The sequence below is a fragment of the Gemmatimonadota bacterium genome (assembly GCA_026706845.1).
In the GTDB taxonomy this organism is placed as follows: Bacteria; Latescibacterota; UBA2968; order UBA2968; family UBA2968; genus VXRD01.
Genome location: JAPOXY010000005.1, coordinates 13,184 through 33,347 on the forward strand (window position 1 = coordinate 13,184; position 20,164 = coordinate 33,347).

At 50.5% G+C, this 20,164-nt stretch carries 18 protein-coding genes; 17 read left to right on the forward strand and 1 reads right to left on the reverse strand.

Features of this window, described 5'->3' with window-relative positions; translation table 11 throughout:
- Window positions 1-172 precede the first annotated feature (172 nt).
- From dnaN to gyrA, 5 genes are read left to right on the forward strand one after another with little or no spacing between them, the layout of a single operon-like run.
- Window positions 173-1,348 carry a DNA polymerase III subunit beta gene (gene dnaN, locus OXG87_00260; protein MCY3867950.1) on the forward strand — a complete coding sequence of 392 codons (1,176 nt, stop codon included), beginning with the start codon at window positions 173-175 and terminating at the stop codon, window positions 1,346-1,348.
- Window positions 1,345-2,433, forward strand: a complete 1,089-nt coding sequence (recF, locus tag OXG87_00265) for a DNA replication/repair protein RecF (protein ID MCY3867951.1) — start codon at window positions 1,345-1,347, stop codon at window positions 2,431-2,433. The genes dnaN and recF overlap by 4 nt, the downstream gene beginning before the upstream one ends.
- Window positions 2,434-2,438: 5 nt before the next feature.
- A complete protein-coding gene (locus OXG87_00270) occupies window positions 2,439-2,786 on the forward strand; it encodes a DUF721 domain-containing protein (GenBank protein MCY3867952.1) in 348 nt (115 codons plus the stop codon).
- Window positions 2,787-2,816: 30 nt separating this feature from the next.
- Window positions 2,817-4,748 carry a DNA topoisomerase (ATP-hydrolyzing) subunit B gene (gene gyrB / locus OXG87_00275; GenBank protein MCY3867953.1) on the forward strand — a complete coding sequence of 644 codons (1,932 nt, stop codon included), beginning with the start codon at window positions 2,817-2,819 and terminating at the stop codon, window positions 4,746-4,748.
- A gap of 21 nt (window positions 4,749-4,769) precedes the next feature.
- Window positions 4,770-7,382, forward strand: a complete 2,613-nt coding sequence (gene gyrA, locus OXG87_00280) for a DNA gyrase subunit A (protein MCY3867954.1) — start codon at window positions 4,770-4,772, stop codon at window positions 7,380-7,382.
- Window positions 7,383-7,456: 74 nt separating this feature from the next.
- Here gyrA and OXG87_00285 read toward each other — a convergent pair whose 3' ends face one another.
- Window positions 7,457-8,752: a homoserine dehydrogenase gene (locus OXG87_00285; GenBank protein MCY3867955.1), complete on the reverse strand. Its 1,296-nt coding sequence runs from the start codon at window positions 8,750-8,752 to the stop codon at window positions 7,457-7,459.
- Window positions 8,753-8,858: 106 nt separating this feature from the next.
- Between OXG87_00285 and OXG87_00290 the strand changes: the two genes are divergently transcribed.
- The 12 genes from OXG87_00290 (at window position 8,859) to OXG87_00345 (ending at window position 20,162) form a co-directional block, all read left to right on the forward strand.
- Window positions 8,859-9,941: an alcohol dehydrogenase catalytic domain-containing protein gene (locus OXG87_00290; GenBank protein MCY3867956.1), complete on the forward strand. Its 1,083-nt coding sequence runs from the start codon at window positions 8,859-8,861 to the stop codon at window positions 9,939-9,941.
- A 19-nt stretch (window positions 9,942-9,960) separates the two neighbouring features.
- Window positions 9,961-10,740 carry an SDR family oxidoreductase gene (locus tag OXG87_00295; GenBank protein ID MCY3867957.1) on the forward strand — a complete coding sequence of 260 codons (780 nt, stop codon included), beginning with the start codon at window positions 9,961-9,963 and terminating at the stop codon, window positions 10,738-10,740.
- Between the two features lie 25 nt (window positions 10,741-10,765).
- Window positions 10,766-11,224, forward strand: a complete 459-nt coding sequence (locus OXG87_00300; GenBank protein MCY3867958.1) for a cupin domain-containing protein — start codon at window positions 10,766-10,768, stop codon at window positions 11,222-11,224.
- A gap of 40 nt (window positions 11,225-11,264) precedes the next feature.
- Window positions 11,265-12,170, forward strand: a complete 906-nt coding sequence (locus OXG87_00305) for a hypothetical protein (GenBank protein ID MCY3867959.1) — start codon at window positions 11,265-11,267, stop codon at window positions 12,168-12,170.
- A 5-nt stretch (window positions 12,171-12,175) separates the two neighbouring features.
- Complete coding sequence (locus OXG87_00310; GenBank protein MCY3867960.1) at window positions 12,176-13,108, forward strand: radical SAM protein; 933 nt, start codon at window positions 12,176-12,178, stop codon at window positions 13,106-13,108.
- A gap of 113 nt (window positions 13,109-13,221) precedes the next feature.
- Window positions 13,222-13,971 carry an endonuclease NucS gene (locus OXG87_00315; GenBank protein MCY3867961.1) on the forward strand — a complete coding sequence of 250 codons (750 nt, stop codon included), beginning with the start codon at window positions 13,222-13,224 and terminating at the stop codon, window positions 13,969-13,971.
- Window positions 13,972-14,057: 86 nt separating this feature from the next.
- Window positions 14,058-15,470 carry a sulfatase gene (locus OXG87_00320; protein ID MCY3867962.1) on the forward strand — a complete coding sequence of 471 codons (1,413 nt, stop codon included), beginning with the start codon at window positions 14,058-14,060 and terminating at the stop codon, window positions 15,468-15,470.
- A gap of 16 nt (window positions 15,471-15,486) precedes the next feature.
- Window positions 15,487-15,777: a hypothetical protein gene (locus OXG87_00325; GenBank protein ID MCY3867963.1), complete on the forward strand. Its 291-nt coding sequence runs from the start codon at window positions 15,487-15,489 to the stop codon at window positions 15,775-15,777.
- 15 nt (window positions 15,778-15,792) lie between these two features.
- Window positions 15,793-17,064: a sulfatase-like hydrolase/transferase gene (locus tag OXG87_00330; GenBank protein ID MCY3867964.1), complete on the forward strand. Its 1,272-nt coding sequence runs from the start codon at window positions 15,793-15,795 to the stop codon at window positions 17,062-17,064.
- A gap of 16 nt (window positions 17,065-17,080) precedes the next feature.
- The gene (locus OXG87_00335; protein ID MCY3867965.1) at window positions 17,081-18,052 is read left to right on the forward strand and encodes a D-2-hydroxyacid dehydrogenase; all 972 of its coding nucleotides are present in this window, start codon (window positions 17,081-17,083) and stop codon (window positions 18,050-18,052) included.
- A 17-nt stretch (window positions 18,053-18,069) separates the two neighbouring features.
- Window positions 18,070-19,077: a Gfo/Idh/MocA family oxidoreductase gene (locus OXG87_00340; protein ID MCY3867966.1), complete on the forward strand. Its 1,008-nt coding sequence runs from the start codon at window positions 18,070-18,072 to the stop codon at window positions 19,075-19,077.
- Entirely contained in the window at window positions 19,074-20,162 is a 1,089-nt protein-coding gene (locus OXG87_00345) for a sialidase family protein (GenBank protein MCY3867967.1), read from the forward strand. Before OXG87_00340 ends, OXG87_00345 begins: the two co-directional genes overlap by 4 nt.
- The last annotated feature ends 2 nt before the right edge of the window (window positions 20,163-20,164 follow it).

Genomic DNA, 20,164 nt, shown 5'->3' on the forward strand with positions numbered 1-20,164 from the left:
ACAGAGGGTTTTCGGACAAAAAGCAAGGTTGACAAAATCGTTAAAATTCAGTAAATTATGATGTCTGTAATTGAACAAAAAATCATCCACTTTTGACCTCAAAAAAACGCGCTATACAACACCCCAAAAAATCATTCACAAAGGGCTTCATGCGCTTGGGAGAGACGCATTCATGAAAGTATCAATAGAAAAAGATGAACTCCTCAAAGGTATCCAGGCTGTGATCGATATCGTGCCCTCCAAAACCGCATTGCCAGTATTGTCCAATATCCTGATTGATGCAAACAATGGTAGCGATGTGTGTTTGAGTGCCACAGATCTCGATATATCAATAACATGCAAACTTTCAGCCACCATTGAAGACGCCGGGGCAACAACGGTGCCAGCGCGCAAATTCTCAGAAATTGTGCGCGAGTTGCCCGAAGAATCCCTATCCCTCACCGCAGAAGAAGGTCGTGTAACGCTTCAGCGCCAAAGTGGTGCCGAAGGAACGTATGCCTTGATGTCGGTACCAGCTGACGACTTTCCCGATCTGCCAACGGAGATTGACGGTCCCGAGATCGGGTTTCTGTCCGATGAAGATGAGGAGGCTCAGGAGGCTTCGGCCGATAGCAATGTCCTCGGCGAAATGATTTCTAAAACGATCTTTGCCGTGTCTCGCGATGAAACGCGTCCGGTGCTCACAGGCGTGCTCTGGCAGGTTGGCAATGGACGCATGACCATGGTGGCAACCGATGGTCACCGCCTGGTCAAATATTCGCGGATTCAAGATGGACTACCCGATCAAAACAGAGAAGCCATTGTTCCACCTCATGCTCTGAATCACGTCGTTAAACTCATGGGCGGGGGATCAGATCTTCAAAAAGTGCAACTCGGGCAAAGCCATGTGCTCTTTTCACTGGGCGACGAAGACGCCATCCAGATCTTTTCTCGACTAATTGAAGGTCCCTATGTCGATTACGAACAGGTGATTCCCCAAAACAACGGCAAGCGCCTTCGCGTTTCGAATAGCCAATTGCTGCCCGCGGTGCGGCGCGTATCCATTCTGGCAAGTGCTCAGACCCATCAGTTGCGGCTCGAACTCAAAAAGGACGAACTCGCATTATCAGCTACCAGCCAGGAAATAGGAGGCGAAGCACGCGAATCTATGGGCGTTGAATACGATGAAGATGAAATGACTATTGGATATAATTCCGGCTATTTACAAGACGTGCTCCGGCGCATTAATTGTGACGAAGTGCTCTTTGAACTCGACAGCGCTGTTGCCGCGGGAATCATCAGACCTGGCGAACAACTCGAAGGCGAAGACTATCTTTGCCTCCTTATGCCCTTGCGGCTCAATGAATGATGTATGTTTCCTCACTTAAACTCACCAATTTTCGAAACTTTGAGCATGCTGAATTTACATTTGATCAGGCAAAAACGGCAATCTGGGCAGATAATGCCCGCGGTAAATCAAATGTCTTAGAAGCGTTGTATTTTTTGGCACTGGCCAAATCGGGTCGCGGTGCCAGAGATCGGGATGTGCTCAGGTGGGGTGCTAACTATTTTGTGATCGAAGCCCAGATTGAGCGCGAAGATCGTTCCTTCCCCATTCGCATTGCCTACGATCCCCACATTGGCAAGAAACAAGCCTCTGTTGCAGAGACCTCTCTTCCCCGCCTTTCGGACCTCATTGGCGCATTCAACGCTGTTTTATTTTCTCCCGAAGATGTAGATCTCGTATTGCGAGAACCGGCGCAGCGCCGTCGCATATTAGATATTCTCGTTTCGCAATCAAGCGCGTCCTATTTGGCTGATCTGGAAGGGTATCAGCGCGTGTTGGCACAGCGCAATCGGCTGTTAAAAGACCGCCGTTCAGCATTGTTATCACATCCCGAACAAGTTGAACCGTGGAATGAGCAATTATCCAATTTAGGTGCTCGCATAATATCTCGCCGTCTCGAAGCGCTGAATGATATACAACATCTACTATCTGAATACTATCGGACCATCGCGCCCACAGCAGAAAAAATGAAAGCGAATTACCGCAGCCCCATATCCCTGGAAACGCGCGATCAGGGCAGGGAAATACTCTTCGACGCGCTGACGACCCGGTTGCCACAGGAAGTCGAACTGCGATATACACTTACGGGACCACATCGCGACAATCTGATTTTTACACTTGACGACAAAGCTGTACATCAATTCGCGTCCCAGGGCCAACTGAAAACCGTTCTGCTCTCCTGGAAACTGGCCGAAGCCACATTTTTAGAGCAACAGACCGGGTGGCGCCCTGTCTTGTTGATGGACGATGTGTTTTCAGAACTCGATCCCAAACGGGCAAACGCCGTATTGAACCTCATTCCCGATTTTGGGCAGGTGGTCGTAACCTCAGCGCGCGATCCGGATTTGGATTTTGAAGAACACGGATTTCGGCTGTTGAAATTGTAAATAAAATGGATGCCGAGACAGACAGACGCAAAAGCGGTGTTTACAGGTATCGGGCTGGTCCAACATCTGACCCGATTTCCGCAGGTGATGCCATTCGCCAGTTGGTAGATAGCCTGGGACTTGCGGAAAAATTGAAAGAACAGCGCGTATTGTCATTGTGGAAAAAAATTGTGGGTGAAGATATTGCTGCTGTAACACAAGTTGAAGGCTTTCGGTGGGAGCAAGGGCAATTAACTGTTTCAGTACAAAACCCCACATGGCGGCACTGGTTGCGCTTTCAATGCGAAACTATACGTCGAAATTTGAACCGCGAGGTTGGCGGTGATGTTGTAAAAACAATCTGGTTAAAATAGGTAAAATGTTTCTCTACACAGGAGTCATATATGGCAGATGCAGTTGAAAATGGATATACCGCTGATGATATTCAAGTTCTCAAAGGTCTTGAAGCAGTGCAAAAACGCCCGGCAATGTACATTGGCGATACAGGCGTTAATGGGCTGCACCATTTGATCTGGGAAGTCGTTGACAACAGCATTGACGAGGCCATGGAGGGGTATTGCGACCGCATTGAAGTTTCGCTCAATGAAGACGGGTCGGTTACAGTAACGGACAATGGCCGTGGTATTCCAGTGGATCAACATCCAGAAGAAAATCGCTCTGCCCTGGAAGTCGTCATGACCGTGCTGCATGCGGGAGGCAAATTTGACAAAAAAAATTACGCGGTTTCAGGAGGCCTCCACGGCGTAGGGGTCTCTGTGATGAATGGCCTATCAAAATGGTGTGAAGTTGAAGTGTGTTCCAAACTCATTGACCCTGAAGGGCGGGTGTATTCACAGCGTTATGAACGCGGCGTACCCGTTACAGAAGTAGAGGATATTGGTGCGGGATCAAACACTGGGACCAAGACCACATTTAAGCCAGACGATGAAATTTTTGAAACCGTTGAATACAGCCAGGAAATTGTGGCGCATCGCCTGCGCGAACTGGCATTTCTGAACTGCGGACTCACCATCGCGTTAAAAGATCACCGCGACGACTTCGAAGAACTTTTTCACTATGACGGCGGCCTGCAAGCCTTTGTGGAATATATGGATGAGGGGCGTTCAGCACTCCATGATCCCGTGCATTTTGAAGGTGAACGCGATGGCGTGGTTACCGAAGTGGCATTTCAGTACAACGATTCTTATCAGCAAAATATTTTGAGCTACGTCAACAACATCCACACACTCGAAGGTGGGACACACGAAACCGGATTCAGAACAGCACTTACGCGGACATTAAACACTTATGGCAGCAAAAACAATGTGTTCAAAAATGAAAAATTCGCGCTATCGGGTGAAGATACCCGCGAAGGACTTACCGCTGTGGTCAGTGTGAAAGTACCCGAACCGCAGTTTGAAGGACAGACCAAAAGAAAACTGGGCAACAGCGAAGTGCGCGGCATTGTTGAATCGCTGGTAGGAGAAAAACTGGGCGAGTACTTTGAAGAAAACCCCAATATGGTGAAAAAGGTTTTGCAAAAAGCCATTGACGCGGCTCGGGCGCGAGAAGCTGCGCGCAAAGCACGCGAACTCGTGCGCCGCAAAGGCGTACTCGAAGGGGGTGGCTTGCCGGGTAAGCTATTGGATTGTTCTTCAAAAAACAAAGAAGAAACAGAAATTTTTCTGGTAGAAGGCGACTCGGCTGGCGGTTCGGCAGCGCAGGGGCGCAATCGCGCATTTCAGGCGATATTACCGATGTGGGGCAAATTGCTAAATGTGGAGAAAACGCGACTGGATCGGGTATTGGGCAACGACAAGTTGCAACCCGTTATTTTGGGACTCGGTGCAGGTGTTGGGGAAGACTTTGACGTGGAAAAACTGCGCTACGGCAAAATTATCATCATGGCAGATGCCGATGTGGATGGCTCGCATATCCGCTCTTTGTTGCTCACGTTTTTCTTCCGCTATATGCGTCCGATGATTTTGGATGGGTGCGTGTACATCGCACAACCGCCCTTATATCTGGTCAAAAAAGGGCGCACAGAACGCTATGCCTATGACGATGCCGAGCGAGACCGAATATTGGAAGAATTGGGCGAGGAAGGCAGAGGTGTGACCGTTCAGCGCTACAAAGGTCTGGGGGAAATGAATCCCGAACAATTGTGGGAAACCACCATGAATCCCGAGACGCGCACGGTGTTAATCGTTACAGAAGAAGACACAATGGAAGCCGAGCACGCATTTTCAATGTTTATGGGTGATGACGTGGCGCCCAGGCGAAAATACGTCGAAGAACACGCACTGGAAGCGGAATTAGATGTGTCGGGACCTTAAAAAGGAGACAATGAGACAATGATGATAGAACGATCGCGGGTGATCCCGGTTGAAATTGGCGATGAGTTAAAGAAATCCATGCTCGATTATTCGATGAGCACGCTGGTCAATCGCGCGTTGCCAGATGTGCGCGATGGAATGAAGCCATCGCAAAGACGCATTTTGGTGGCGATGAATGACCTCGGTCTGGGCGCAAACCGGCAGCATCGAAAATGCGCTCATATAGCCGGTCACGCTTCGGGCAATTATCATCCGCACGGTGAAGACATTGTCTATCCAACGCTGGTGCATCTGGCGCAGGATTTTAAGTTGCGTTATCCACTCGTAGATGGACAGGGTAATTTTGGCTCCATCGACGGGTATCCACCCGCTGCAATGCGCTACACAGAAGCGCGTATGGCCGGACCGGGGCAAGAAATGTTGAACGATCTCGAGAAAGAGACCGTTGATTATCGCCCCAACTACGACGAGCGCCTGGAAGAGCCCCAGGTATTGCCTTCGGCGTTTCCAAACATGATTTGCAACGGCGCTGTGGGAATTGCCACCACAATGGCCACGGCAATTCCGCCGCACAATTTGCAGGAGGTCGCCGATGGCCTTGTCGCATTGATCGACAATCCCGAATTGGATATCGCTGAATTGATGGAATATGTCAAAGCACCCGACTTTCCAACCGGTGGCATCATTTATGGGATAGGTGGCGTTTTAGACGCCTATCAGACGGGGCGCGGACATCTGCGAATCCGGGCAAAAGCCGATATAGAAGAAGATAAAACCGGTCGAGAAACCATTATCATCACAGAAATCCCCTATATGGTGAACAAGACAACGCTATTGGAAAAAATGGCGGATCTGGTGCGCGAAAAACGCATTGAAGGGATTTCAAATATTCAGGATGAATCCGACCGCGATGGACTGCGCATCGTGGTGGAACTCAAACGCGATGTGGTCGGGGATGTGATCTTGAACCAACTCTACAAACACACCCAATTGGAATCGACATTTGCGGCCAATATGGTTGCGCTGGTCAACGGCCGGCCGCAACAAGTGACCTTGAAGCACATGTTACAGTGCTATATCGACCACCGCCACGATGTCGTAAAGCGACGCACGGAATACGAACTGCGAGTAGCGGAAGAGCGCGCACATATCCTGGAAGGATTAATACTCGCCCAGGACAATATCGACGAAGTAATCCGCATTATCCGCAGTTCAAAAGATACCAATGAAGCGCGGCGTGCGTTGACACAACTCAAATTGTCTAGAGGACAACTCCAATCGACCGAAGAACAACACCAATTGTCTGAACGCCAGGTACAGGCCATTCTGTCCATGACACTGCAGCGATTGACCAACATGGAGCAACAAAAGATAGAAGACGAATATTCCGAACTGACGCAAGAGATTGAACGCTTGCGCTCTATTCTGGACAACCGCGAATCGCGCATGCAAATAGTCAAAGACGAATTGGGTGTGATGCGCGAAAAATACGGCGACGAGCGGCGGTCGGAAATCGTGTTCGCGGCCTCTGAGTTCAGCATTGAAGATTTGATCCGCGAAGAAGACATGGTCATTACCATTTCTCACAACGGATACATCAAACGCATTCCAGTATCCACCTATCGCGCACAAAACCGGGGCGGGCGCGGGATCACGGGAATGCGAACAAAGGATGAAGATTTTGTAGAAAGCTTATTCGTGGCATCCACCCACAGTTATATCCTCGTATTGACAGACCGCGGGCACTGCGTGTGGTTAAAAGTGCATGAAATTCCGCGGGGTACGCGTCAAGCGCGCGGCAGGCCCATTGTCAATGTGGTAGATATCCCCTATGGGCATAAGGTCGCTGAAGTCGTGCCAGTACGCGAATTTGATGAGGATCGCTACCTGCTGTCCATAACCCGAAAGGGCCTGACTAAAAAGACCGCGCTATCGGCTTATAGTCGCCCGCGCAAGGGTGGCATTATTGCGATGAATGTGCGGGAAGACGATCAGCTAATCAAAGCCGCGATTACGGGAGGTGACGACCAGGTAGTCATTGCCACAAAGCAAGGGCAAGCTGTGTACTTTGAAGAAAACAAAGTGCGGGCTATGGGCCGCAACTCCCAGGGCGTGCGCGGCGTGTCTTTGCAAGGCGATGATGTCGTGGTGGGCATGGTCGTCGTTAAACCTGAAGCTGTAGAGCAATCTCATTTATTGTCGATATGTGCCAATGGATATGGCAAGCGCTCGCCAATTTCGGAGTATCGCCTGACAAACCGGGGTGGTAAAGGCGTGATCAACATCAAAACTACAGACCGCAATGGGCCTGTGGTATCGGTGATGGGCGTGACGGAAGATAGCCGCGACGATATGGTGATTGTAACACAGAATGGCATCTTGATCCGACAGAAAGTAGCGGACGTGAGCGTGATTGGACGCAATACGCAGGGCGTGCGTTTGATCAACCCGGATGAGGGCGATCAGGTGATCGATGTCGCGCAGGTCAGCCAGGATGAGGAAGAAGAAGTCGAAACCGCGATGGATGCAACATCTGAAGAAGTAAGTGAAACTGGAGATGAAAACACGGCTGAGGAAAACGGAACGATGAAGGCATTATGGCGCGAGGTACAAAAACGGGCGGGATGGAAGTGAACAACACAATCTTTTGAGTTGAAATACGCAGCGGCAGAGATTTTTCTCTGCCGCTTTTTTGTTTTCTCATCCTCTCACGGATGCAGAATCCGAATAATCTGCGGTTTTTCTGTCACAGCGGACAAATTCCCGATGCGCGTGATGGCGCGTTGCATCGCAGCTTCGGGAGCATCGTGCGTAATCATAATCAGAGGAACCGTGCCACCTTCTGTTTCCGAGCGCCCGTGCTGGATGACCGTTTCTATGCTGATATCTTCACCGGCAAAGAGTGCGGCAACCTGTGCCAGCACCCCGGGTTTGTCGTAAACGGTAAGCCTACAATAGCTACCCGTCTGAATCTCGCCGACGGGAACGAGGTCTGCCTCGGGTAGCGGAGCAAGTGGTGCTCCCGCGGGACCAAGACCGGCTTTGCGCCGCTCGGCAATGGCGACCAGATCGGCGACCACTGCGCTGGCTGTGGGCAATTCACCAGCGCCTTTGCCGTAAAAAACCTGGGCGTCAACCGCACTACCGACAATTTCCACAGCATTAAATTCATTGCGAATATCCGCCAGGAGTGCATCGTGAGGCACAAAGGCGGGATGCACGCGCACTTCAATGCGACTGCCCACCACGCGGGCTATGCCGAGCAATTTGATGGTATAGCCGAGTTCGCGGGCAAAATCGATATCCAATGCGGTAATATGAGAGATTCCCTCTTTGAGAATATCGCCGGACGAGACGCGCTGGCGAAAGGCGAGGCGACAGAGAAGTGCGAGCTTTTGGGCCGCATCTGTACCGTCGATATCCATGGTGGGATCGGCTTCGGCGAATCCTTTGTCCTGTGCTTCTTTGAGCATGGGATCAAAGTCCTCTCCGGCTTCTGTCATCCGGGTGAGGATGTAATTGGTCGTGCCGTTTAGGATACCGTAAAGCGATTGAATATTATTCGCCACCAGCCCCTGACTGAGTGTCTGGATAATGGGAATACCACCGCACACACTGGCTTCAAAGCCGAGTCCTGCATTATTTTTCACCGCAGCCTCAAACAGGTCGTCGCCGCGTTCGGCAAGAAGAGCTTTGTTCGCCGTAACAACATCTTTCCCATTTTGAAGCGCCGCGAGAACGAGATCATAAGCCGCATCAACACCGCCCATCACCTCAACCACAATCTGAATTGTCGGATCCGCGACCACATCCATAGGATTGGTCGTAAAACAATCGGGAATCAAATCAATTGCGCGAGACTTGGACAAATCGCGCACAGCAACCTTGCGAACATCGAGATCGAGACCTCGAACGTCTTTGAATTCGCGTTCCCGGTCTCGAAGGATGCGGGCCACACCGCCGCCCACAACACCCATGCCAATCAAGCCAATACCAATTGCCACTTTTACCTCATAAGGTTAAAGATGAAAATATTTTCGTTTTTCTTTATACTATCAAACTGCTAAAGTGTATCCTAAGGGCTTTCTCTTGTCAAGAAAAGGATTTGATATGGGTGATCTGCCAAAAACAATGCCCGCAGTCATGTGCCGCGCGCCCGAAGATTATCGCCTGGAAGAATACGCAGTGCCCCAGATAGAGGCGGGTGAGGTTCTAATTCGCGTGCAATCGGTCGGTATATGTGCAAGCGATTTAAAGTGCTATCTGGGAGCACCCATGTTCTGGGGCGATACCCACCGCGAGGGCTATTGCCAGGCACCGATTATTCCCGGGCACGAATTTGTGGGAGAAGTCGTTGCACTCGGCGACGGTGCGGGTGACAAATACGGGTTGGCGATTGGCGACCTCGCCGTATCGGAGCAAATTGTGCCGTGCGGCACATGTCGTTATTGCTTGCGCGGGCAATACTGGATGTGCATGGTACACGATATTTACGGCTTTCGCCAGGCGACCTTTGGCGCAATGGCAGAATATTGCAGGCTGCCCGCTAAAGCCCTGAATTATCGCGTACCAAAATCCATACCCGCCGCGCATGCGGCGTACGTAGAACCCCTCGCCTGTGCGATTCACGCGGTCGAACGCGGCAATATTCAGTTAAATGACACCGTCGTCATTGCCGGCGCGGGACCGCTGGGCCTGGGTATGGTCGCTGCCGCGCGTATGAAGAATCCCGCTTTGCTAATTGCGTTAGATCTGGATGATAGACGGTTGGAAATAGCCAGAGCGTGTGGGGCAGACCTGGGATTGAATCCAAATTCGGTAGATGTGATCGACGAAGTTCACAAGTTGACCGGGGGTTATGGTTGCGATGTGTATATCGAGGCGACCGGGCATCCCGCAGCAGTGGAACAGGGACTGCTTATGATTTGCAAACTCGGCACATTTGTCGAATTCAGCGTAATGCGCGAACCCGTGACAACGGATTGGACGATTATTGGCGACACCAAAGAACTCAATATTCACGGCGCGCATCTGAGTCCCCATTGCTATCCCATTGCCATTCGAATGCTGGAACAGGGCCTTCTCCCAATGGACCAGATCGTAACCCATCAATTGCCACTTGAGGATTTTCACCAGGGCATTGACCTCGTCGCAGATGGAACGCAATCCGTAAAGGTGACATTGAGACCATAGATGACCACTGGAGAACAACATGTCAGAAATATATGTAATGGATTTATTTCGATTGGATGGAAAGGTCGCGTTAATCACCGGGGGATCCAAAGGATTGGGCGCATCAATGGCGATGGGATTGGCGCAGGCCGGTGCAAAAACCGTCATTTGCTCGCGGACGCAGGCAGATTGTGACCGCGTGGCCACAGAGATCGCAGAAGAAACAAAACAAGAGAGTCTCGGTATCGCTGGAGATGTAACCCGTGAAAAAGACGTGGATCGGGTATTTGATACCGTCATCGAGAAATACGGCAAGTTAGACGTGTTAATCAACAGCGCGGGGATTAATATTCGGCATCCCGTAGAGGATTTTCCCCTCGACGAGTTTAAGCAAGTAATCGATATCAATCTGACTGGCGTATGGTTGTGTTGCCGTGCGGCTGCCCGGGTTATGAAGCCCCAGGGATCGGGTTCAGTGGTGAACATCGCGTCGGCATTAAGCGGCGTCGGATTAAGAGAGCGCTCGGCCTATTGTTCGTCAAAGGCGGGATTAATCGGCATGACAAAAACGATGGCTCTGGAGTGGGCCGAGTCCAATGTGCGGTGTAACGCATTGTGTCCCGGACCGTTTTTGACAGAGATCAATGTACCGCTTCTAAAGACACCCGAGAAAGTGAAGTCGTTGTTGGCATTGACGGCATTAAATCGCTGGGCCGAGTTGCATGAAATTCGTGGCGCAGCATTGTTTTTGGCGAGCGATGCATCCAGCTTTATGACGGGAGCATCGCTATATGTAGATGGCGGATGGAACGCCCAATAAACCATCAAAGTGAAGGAAAATCAAAGTGATAGAAAAAATCAACGAATCGGAAATAGAGGAAATAGCGCGCCAATCGCGCACGGGCAAATACGGTTTGTCTCGAAAGGATATTTCTGGAGCATTGGAGACCGAAGGACAACCATTTGAGGTTGAATGGGTGCGATTGCCGCCGGGAAAAATAAATTTTCCGTGTCACGCGCATCAGGTACAGTGGGAATTTTATATCGTACTCTGCGGCCAAGGCACCGTGCGCCGAAATGATCACACATTTAAAGTGGGAGCAGGCGACGCATTTGTTCAGCCCCCAGGAACTGCGCATCAGATTCGCAATACAAGTGCGACAGAAGACTTGATTTATTATGTCATTGCCGACAATCCCGTAAGTGACCCGGTCTATTATCCCGACTCAGATAAATGGGCAATTCGCCCACCGGGCAAATTGGGCCGCCTGACCGAGACGGAATATTACGATGGGGAAGAGTAGGGGCGACCCTTGTGGTCGCCCGCCTGGAGATCATAAAAATATGAATTGGAAAATCCAAATCGCTAAAATCATATTGGACGAAGTAATTACAACTGTATCGGAACAAGAGTTTAATCGACTTGCCAGTGGCTTAAATATTAATGAAAAACCAGAAGATAAGGTTCGCTACGCGCTCGAATCACTTGGGAAACTTGGAATCGGCGAGATGTCCGATTACCACGATGAATGGGTCGCGCTTTTTTATCACTGGTATCAGCCCGCTCACATAAACCTTGCGTATAGTATGATTAAATCAACTGGCATATTGAATGAAAAACTGCACATTGTAGATTTCGGGTGCGGCTCGCTGGCAATGCAATTCGGTGTTGCGTTAGCAGTAGCGGACAAGATAAATAAGAAATCAATAACTGAAATCAGGATAGATTCAATAGATACAAGTCCGGCCATGATCAAAGTCGGGCAGAAGATGTGGGAGTTGTTCAAACTAAGGGCGTGCAGATACCCCGATCTCTACAATGCGTGCGAAATCATAAAGCCGAAGTACTACAGCGACATTAAAAAAGTTGAATTGGCAAAGAATAGCGACTGTTGGATTAGCGCAATACACTCAGTTTACGAAGCAAACAAAGCCGATGTAAAGCAGTCGCTCAAGTCCCTTGTAGATAGACTCCGCCCCGATACGTGTTTCCTGTCCACAAACTCTTCAAAGGAATCTCTTTTGTCAGAAGTGTGGCCTTTTGCTTCCACTAACAGTAAAAACGTTGACCCCCAGCCCCAGTTCAATGGCGCGCTAACACAAATTACGCGGTGGAGAAGAAAACTGAACAACACACATTCACAATCCCATGGTTATCTATACTCTCCCGTCACATGGGAATGGCGTGACGCCGCAATCTGGCGTTTTTATTCTTGGAAGTACCTACCGACGCATTTACAAGGATGGTGATCTTTATGACTACATCTAATCAATACCTGTTATTTGATGATGCCGATGTGGATCAGTTCCCAGCGGAGAGTCAACCGGAAGATCGGCCTGATCGCATTGGACAAGCCGAGGTCGAATATAAGCCTACCAGCACGATATTGACGCCCGCTACCGGGTTCATGGACGCCTACGACTATACCTTGAATCCGTATAGCGGATGCTCTTATGGCTGCACCTACTGCTATGCAGCGTTTTTCAGCCGCGACCGCACAAAGCAAGACTCATGGGGCTATTGGGTTAGTGTCAAAGAGAATGCGGTCAAAAAAATGGAAGGGATCAAACGCCCCCTTGATGACAAGCTTATCTACATGAGCAGTGTCACCGATCCCTACCAACCCATTGAGCGTGAACTGAAGATAACCCGCAAGTTACTGAAAATTATGGCAGAGGGGTACAAACCCAAATTGGTCGTACAAACGCGTAGCCCCGATGTCGTGCGCGACTGCGACTTGTTCCATCGAATAAAAAAAAGAGGCGGACAGGTGCAGGTGAATATGACTGTCACCACTGACGACGAAGACATAAGGCGCACTTTCGAGCCGTACTGTCCTTCCAATGCTATGCGATTACGTGCAATCGAACAGGTTCAGGCTGAGGGCATCGAAGCTTGCATCACCATGACCCCCTTGCTGTTGGTAAAAGACGCCGAGGTATTCTGCAAGAATTTGCTAAACACACATGTCAAAAAATTCATTGCACAACCATTCCACTTCCAGCGGGGCAGGTTTGTTGCAGGCACAAGCGAAAAAGCGTTCGCACTGATGGTAGAAAAACTCGGATGTACACCATCATCATTCCGCGACGAATATATGCAGCACTACGATGAGACGGCAGAGGTTCTTCGCAAGAATTTGCCGAACCTGGGTGAAGGTAAAGACGGATTCGCACCCCCCTTCTAAATATACTTTTGGACGGGTACAGAGGCACACCCCTGCACAATTTAGACAAAAAAAGAACCCTTACCCTGGCGAGGGCCAAAATCCCGTCAGAGATAAAACCAGGGAGAAGCAAAATGCAAATATACGAAGATCCTGTCCATATATTGCTGAGAGAAATGGCTGAGGATCTTATAGAACATCCTGATCAACAATTCACAAGACAGCAGGCAATTGATTGGTTTAAGGAAAAATATCCTAATGTCAGCTCAACAACTGTCGGCGCACAGTTAGCACGCCTATCAACGAATGTGCCACATCGGACTCACTACAGCCCTAAGCCCGTCAAAGATGACTTTTTCTTTAAGATTGATAGCCAGCATTACCGCCTCTATAACTCTGATCAAGACCCTAAGCCAATTCATGCCTCGGAAGAATCCCTCAATGATGAGCCTAGTACTGAAGAATACACCAATCCCCAAGGATCATCTGAATTTGCATACGAATCAGATCTGCAAAAATATCTCGCCAAAAATCTTTCTATCATTAAACCTGGGCTCACACTCTATGAACCAGAGGGGACTAGTGGCATTGAATTTCCAGCTGGTGACGGACGTTCTATTGATATTTTAGCTATTGACTCTAATGGTGATTTCGTGGTCATAGAATTGAAGGTGTCTCGAGGCTATGATCGTGTGATTGGGCAGATATTACGCTATATGGCCTGGGTTCGCCAAAACGAGGCCACATCTAACCAGAATGTCTATGGCATAATCATCGCCCGCGAAATTAGCAACGATTTGTTGTTGGCATCGTCTGAGGCCAGAGACATCCAATTGTTTGAATACGAATTATCATTTAATCTGAAACAAGTCGAAACGACTTAGGCCACTAAAAAAACCTGGACTTAATCCGTTATTGATTCGTGTCTTTGTGTGACGCCTTCTTACATCTCACCTAAAAAAGGAGCAATATGAACAGACCAAATTTTATGTTGATAACAGCAGATGACATGAACTGGGATGCAGTGGGGGCATTTGGTTGCCCAACAGCGGGCACGACCCCAAATATTGACCGGTTGGCCGCGGGGGGATTGCGGTTTAACCACGGACATGTGACAATAGCAGTATGCCAACCGAGCCGCTCGGCATTGATGACCGGGCGCTATCCGCATCTCAGCGGGGGCGAGGGTTTTTATCACTTGCGACACGAAGGCGTCCCCATACTACCCGATATCTTGCGCGGTGAAGGCTATGACGTGGGCATTTTGGGCAAAGTGACACACTCGACGCCATACGCGGCATTTCAATGGGACATGGCGCATGATCAGATCGATTTGGGGCAGGGACGAAATCCCGATGCGTATTATCAGCATGCAAAAAACTTTGTTCAGGGTGCAGTAGATGGCGACCGCCCATTTTTCCTCATGGCAAACTCCCACGATCCGCACCGTCCGTTTTACGGCAACGACAAACCCGAATGGTACAGCGAACTCGACCCGCCTGCGGTGCCACCTTCGCGCACATTTGACCCGGAAGAAGTGATCATTCCCGAGTTCTTGCCCGATCTGCCGGATGTGCGTCTGGAAATAGCCGAGTATTACAACTCTGTTCGCCGCTGTGATGATACTGTGGGCCGATTGCTCAATGTGCTGGATGAAGCGGGCGTGGCGGAGAACACACTGATAATGTTCTTATCCGATAATGGCATGGCATTCCCCTTCGCAAAAACAAATTGTTATCTAAACAGCACGCGCACGCCCTTTTTGGCGCGGTGGCCCGCGGTCATTCAAGCCGGACGCGTGGATACCGAGCATTTTATCTCCGGAGTAGATTATTTGCCCACAGTGCTGGATGCGATTGGGGTAGATATCCCGGACGGCGTCAATGGCAAATCGCGCCTGCCCGTATTGAGGGGCAAAAAACAGGATGGCTGCGAACAAGTCTTCACGCAATTTCACCAGACCTCGGGGCGGCGCAATTACCCGATGCGATGCGTGCAAAACACGCGATTCGGCTATATCTTCAATCCCTGGTCCGATGGCGAACGCGAATTTCGAAATGAATCCCAGAATGGTCGGTCCTGGCAGGCGATGAAAGAAGCAGAAGCCAACGACCCGGAATTGGCTGCGCGAAACCATTTGTTCAGCTATCGCGTACTCGAAGAATTTTACGATTTTGAGAACGATCCCAACGCGCTGAACAACCTCATTGACGACCCCGACTACGCCGATGAAATCCAGGAACTTAGAAATGCGCTCGAAGAATGGATGGCAGAAACAAACGACCCGGCGCGCAAAGCCTTTCGCGGTCGCGCATCGCGGCAAGCGCTCGACGATCTGATGGATCACCTCGCGGATACAATTGGAAAACGTCCCAATGAGTAAGAAAGGAATTTTAGTCATGCAAAATGATAAACTCGCGGAAACAGTTGCGGAACAAGGCTGGAAATACGGCGATATGCTCCGGGATCTGGGCACTTATTTTTTGCGGAATCCAAAACGATTCAAATTTGCATTAAACCGCATGTCCCACAGACTCGATCCCCGTGAGCTTGCGCAGTTACAAAAATTGAGTCGAGACCGAACAATCGAAAACTCAGGGACATTTGAAGATCGATTTGAGGAAATTTGCTGGGCAAAAGACCCCGCGGAAAAACGCGAACTCGTGCGGCGAATGCTGCGACACCTGTAATTATAAGGAGATGAAATGGCACAGTTGCCCAATATCCTGATCATCCTGGGCGATGATCACGGTTACGGCGATATCTCGGCGCATCGGGGACCGCATATTCAAACGCCAAACATCGATCGCATTGCTGAAAACGGCATGCGCTTGACGCAATTCTACGCAAATTCCTCCGTATGTTCTCCCAGTCGCGCGGCATTGATGACCGGGCGATATCCAGATCGGGTCGGCGTACCTGGCGTGATTCGCACTTACCCCGAGAGTAATTGGGGATATTTCAGTCGCGATGCCATAACACTGCCGTCAATGCTCAAACAAAAAGACTACCACACGTCAATCGTTGGAAAATGGCACCTGGGCCTCGAGCCAGAGAACCATCCGTGCAAGCGCGGATTTGATCATTTCCACGGTTTTCTGGGCGACATGATGGACGATTATTACACGCATCTGCGACACGACCAGAATTACATGCGAAAGGACCTCGAGGTAATTGATCCGCACGGACACGCAACGGATTTGTTTACAGAATGGGCGATAGACGTGATTCGCGGACACGCGCATTCGTCGCAGCCTTTTTTCCTTTACCTGGCTTATAATGCGCCACACACGCCCATTCAACCGCCAGAAGATTGGATCGAACGCGTGCGCCAGCGCGAGCCTGATGCCTCGCCCGAACGGGTGAAATACATCGCGCTGGTCGAGCACATGGATGCGGGCATTGGTCGGGTCCTGGACGCGCTTGAGAAAACCGGACAACTTTCCAATACTCTCGTGATCTACACATCGGACAACGGCGGACAGTTAAATGTGGGCGCAACCAACGGTGATTTAAAAGGCGGAAAGGGACAGATGTATGAAGGCGGCATTCGGGTACCCACCTGTGCAATGTGGGCAGATGAAATCGAAAAAGGCCAGGTATGTGATAACGTTGCCATGCTGATGGACCTGTTTCCCACAGCCTGCGAAATAGCAGGTGTATCGGTCAACCATGAAATCGAAGGACTGTCTATTTTGCCAACGCTGAGAGGAGAAAACCAGGATTTCTCTGATCGCGCGATGTACTGGGTGCGAAAAGACGGGGGTCCTTCATTCCTCGGACTAAACCAGCACGCTGTTCGACGCGGCAATATCAAATTGCTGCACAACAGTCCTTTTGAACCACTGGAACTCTATGATCTGGGCAATGACCCTCAAGAGGCATCGGATCAGGCAAAAACAGGCGCATTTCGGGAAATGGGTGAGTTGTTGCAGACGGAAATGCAACAAAATGGCAGTGTGCCCTGGCAAGCATAAGAAGGAGATCTATCAAATGGCGATAAAAATGGTATTGCAGCGGGCATTGGAAGAGGAATACATGCGGCAGATCCACGACCTGGGTGTGGAAACTGTGGTGGTGAAGTCCGAAGAAGACATCCTGTCGGAAATTGGTGATGCAGATGCGTATTTTGGAGGTATGACGCCGCAGATTTTGAAGGCAGCGAAAAAACTGCGGTGGGTACAGGCGACGAGTGCCGGGTTGGATGGATATTACTTTCCAGAACTGCGGAATAGCGATTTGACAGTGACGAATATCCGCGGGATATACAGCGATGTGATTGCCGATCATGTCTTTTCAATGGTCATGGCATTTGCCCGCGGATTGCATCACTATATTCGCAATCAGTCCCAGAGCAAATGGGAAAAAGACGCCCCCGTAATCCACCTTGCGGGAACGACATTGGGCGTCGTCGGTTTGGGAGGCATTGGTCTGGCTGTTGCCGAGCGGGGCCCGGTCTTTGGCATGCGCGTGCTGGGGATGGATCCCGCACCAAAGGGAAAACCCGATTTTATCGCGCGTATTTATTCTCCCGATGAACTTTCGGATATGGTCGGAGAGTCGGATTTTGTGGTAATTTGCGTACCGCATACAGCACAGACCGAAGGGCTATTCGACGCAGATATGTTTCGCGCAATGAAAAATACGGGCATTCTAATCAATATCGGCCGCGGCAAAGTGGTCCAATTGCACGCCCTGACCAGCGCATTGCAATCCGGGCAAATCGGCGGTGCCGGTCTCGATGTGTATGAAGAGGAACCGCTGTCGCAAGACCACGCTCTATGGTCCATGGAAAATGTGATATTGACGCCACATGTGGCCGGTGTGTCGCCCGAAATAGACAAGCGCAGAAAGGCATTAATCGTGGAAAATGTGCGGCGATTCTGCGCGGGAGAACCCCTGTTAAATGTAGTGGATAATCAGAAGGGCTATGTCGTGGATGCGACATCGATTTGGAAAACATAAATAGAGGAGAAAAGAAAATGGCGAGTTTTAAAGCTGGTGTTATCGGTTGTGGGGGACGAGGGAAAGCGCACGCACGCGGGTGGACCGCGTCGGACGACGTAGCGATCATCGCGTGTGCCGACCCGTTTGAGGCACCGCGTTTGGCGTATATGGCGGAATTTGGTGTTGAAAATGGCTACGAAGACTATCGCGACATGCTGGAGAAGGAAGACCTGGACTTTGTAAGTGTGTGTACCTGGACCGGATTGCATCACGATATGATTGTAGATGCGGCGGGCAGTGGGATTCAGGCGATTCACGCAGAAAAGCCCATGGCACCGACCTGGGGAGAAGCAAAGTCGCTGTATCAGGCATGCGTGGATAACGACGTGGTCATTACATTTTGTCATCAAAGGCGGTTTGCCGGGCAATTTATAAAGGCAAAGGGGATTGCAAAATCTGGTGCCATTGGCGAAGTGCGGCGTTTTGAGGGCAATTGCCCAAACATGTTCGACTGGGGCACGCACTGGTTCGATATGTTTTTCTTTTACAATGACGATGAACCCGCCGAGTGGGTAATCGGGCAAATTGACGCAGAAGGTGGGCGCGAGGTGTTTGGGACCCCCGTAGAAGGCAGCGGAATTTCGTGGATTCGGTACCAAAATGGCCGTGAGGGATTGTTGGTAACAGGTATAACCAGGATGCAGGGCGTTGCGAATCGGTTGGTCGGGAGCGAAGGATTCATTGAAATTGGGGGCCGCGATGCTCGCCCACTCCGCGTTGTATCGGGCACCCAGGAGGTAGATGTGGATCTCAGCGGCATGGTGAGTCAGCGCGATGCGACAACCGTTGCTGTGCTGGACCTCGTCGATGCCGTGAAAAACGGACGCGAACCCGAACTTTCAGGGCGCAAAGCACTGCAAGCAACAGAATTGATTTTTGCAACTTATGAATCGAGTCGCCGCCGAGGTAGAGTTGTATTACCTCTAAATGTGGATGATTCAGCACTGTTGAGTATGCTGGAAGATGGTACGGTCAAATTATGAAACACGTAACAGTGTACCGAGAAAAGGGGCGTTTTGCGGGTTGGCCCGCAAATTACGGCGTGTGGTCGTGGGGTGACGAGATCGCGCTGGGATTTACGCTGGGATATACAGATCTCCATGGCGGTTTTCACGCGCGAGACAAAGACCGTCCATTTGTAAACATGCAGGCGCGAAGTGTGAATGGCGGCGAAACCTGGAAAGTAGGCCCCATGCCGTGCAAAACCCCGGGAAATCGCGGATTGTCAGCCGACGAACACATGAATGAGGGATTGCGCGTAGGTGAAATTCTGGACGGTGAACACGGGCCGACAGATTGTCCGGGCAATGTGGATTTTTCGCATCCCGACTTCGCATTGATGTGTGCCAGGACGGGCCTGGGTCCGGGAGTCTGTTCCTTCTGGTACTATTCGCAGGACCGATGCCAGTCGTGGAACGGGCCTTTCTCGCTCCCAATGTGGGGGCAAACCGGGATTGCTGCGCGAACGGATTATCTGGTGGATAGCGCGGATCGGTGCACACTATTTCTAACGGCGAATAAACGCAATGGACTGGAAGGCCGCGTATTTGCTGCGCGGTCTTATGATGGCGGGCGCAAATTTGGATTTCTATCGTGGCTGAGTGAAGAACCTGCTGGTTTTCAGATCATGCCCGCAAGTTTGCGTCTCAGTGAAAATCGCATTCTCGTCACTGTGCGCTGCACGGAACGCGGAGAATTTACAGCGTCAAAACACTGGATCGACGCGTATTTATCCGAAGATGATGGGTTGACATGGACACATGTCGGTCGGCCTGTACCCGCTTCTGGCCAGGGGGGAAACCCGCCGACATTGACGCTTCTGAAGGACGGACGAATCGTTCTAACTTACGGTTATCGCGCCGCACCTTATGGTATTCGCGCCAGGATCAGTGACACGACCGGAACCAACTGGAGCGAGGAAATTGGACTGCGCGAAGATGGTGGCAATGCGGATATTGGGTATCCGCGCACTGTTCTGAGACCCGATGGATCACTTGTAACTGCCTATTATTATAACGATACTCCCGAAGGCGAACGCTATATCGGCGCGACCATCTGGAAACCCTGAAG

Bases quoted from the DNA above. Each gene is read 5' to 3' on its own strand.
- OXG87_00325 (MCY3867963.1), top strand. From the start codon at position 15,487: ATGCAAAATGATAAACTCGCGGAAACAGTTGCGGAACAAGGCTGGAAA.
- OXG87_00305 (MCY3867959.1), top strand. From the start codon at position 11,265: ATGAATTGGAAAATCCAAATCGCTAAAATCATATTGGACGAAGTAATT.
- OXG87_00270 (MCY3867952.1), top strand. From the start codon at position 2,439: ATGGATGCCGAGACAGACAGACGCAAAAGCGGTGTTTACAGGTATCGG.
- gyrB (MCY3867953.1), top strand. From the start codon at position 2,817: ATGGCAGATGCAGTTGAAAATGGATATACCGCTGATGATATTCAAGTT.
- OXG87_00290 (MCY3867956.1), top strand. From the start codon at position 8,859: ATGGGTGATCTGCCAAAAACAATGCCCGCAGTCATGTGCCGCGCGCCC.
- OXG87_00345 (MCY3867967.1), top strand. From the start codon at position 19,074: ATGAAACACGTAACAGTGTACCGAGAAAAGGGGCGTTTTGCGGGTTGG.
- OXG87_00315 (MCY3867961.1), top strand. From the start codon at position 13,222: ATGCAAATATACGAAGATCCTGTCCATATATTGCTGAGAGAAATGGCT.
- OXG87_00295 (MCY3867957.1), top strand. From the start codon at position 9,961: ATGTCAGAAATATATGTAATGGATTTATTTCGATTGGATGGAAAGGTC.
- OXG87_00340 (MCY3867966.1), top strand. From the start codon at position 18,070: ATGGCGAGTTTTAAAGCTGGTGTTATCGGTTGTGGGGGACGAGGGAAA.
- OXG87_00310 (MCY3867960.1), top strand. From the start codon at position 12,176: ATGACTACATCTAATCAATACCTGTTATTTGATGATGCCGATGTGGAT.
- recF (MCY3867951.1), top strand. From the start codon at position 1,345: ATGATGTATGTTTCCTCACTTAAACTCACCAATTTTCGAAACTTTGAG.
- OXG87_00320 (MCY3867962.1), top strand. From the start codon at position 14,058: ATGAACAGACCAAATTTTATGTTGATAACAGCAGATGACATGAACTGG.
- gyrA (MCY3867954.1), top strand. From the start codon at position 4,770: ATGATAGAACGATCGCGGGTGATCCCGGTTGAAATTGGCGATGAGTTA.
- dnaN (MCY3867950.1), top strand. From the start codon at position 173: ATGAAAGTATCAATAGAAAAAGATGAACTCCTCAAAGGTATCCAGGCT.
- OXG87_00335 (MCY3867965.1), top strand. From the start codon at position 17,081: ATGGCGATAAAAATGGTATTGCAGCGGGCATTGGAAGAGGAATACATG.
- OXG87_00330 (MCY3867964.1), top strand. From the start codon at position 15,793: ATGGCACAGTTGCCCAATATCCTGATCATCCTGGGCGATGATCACGGT.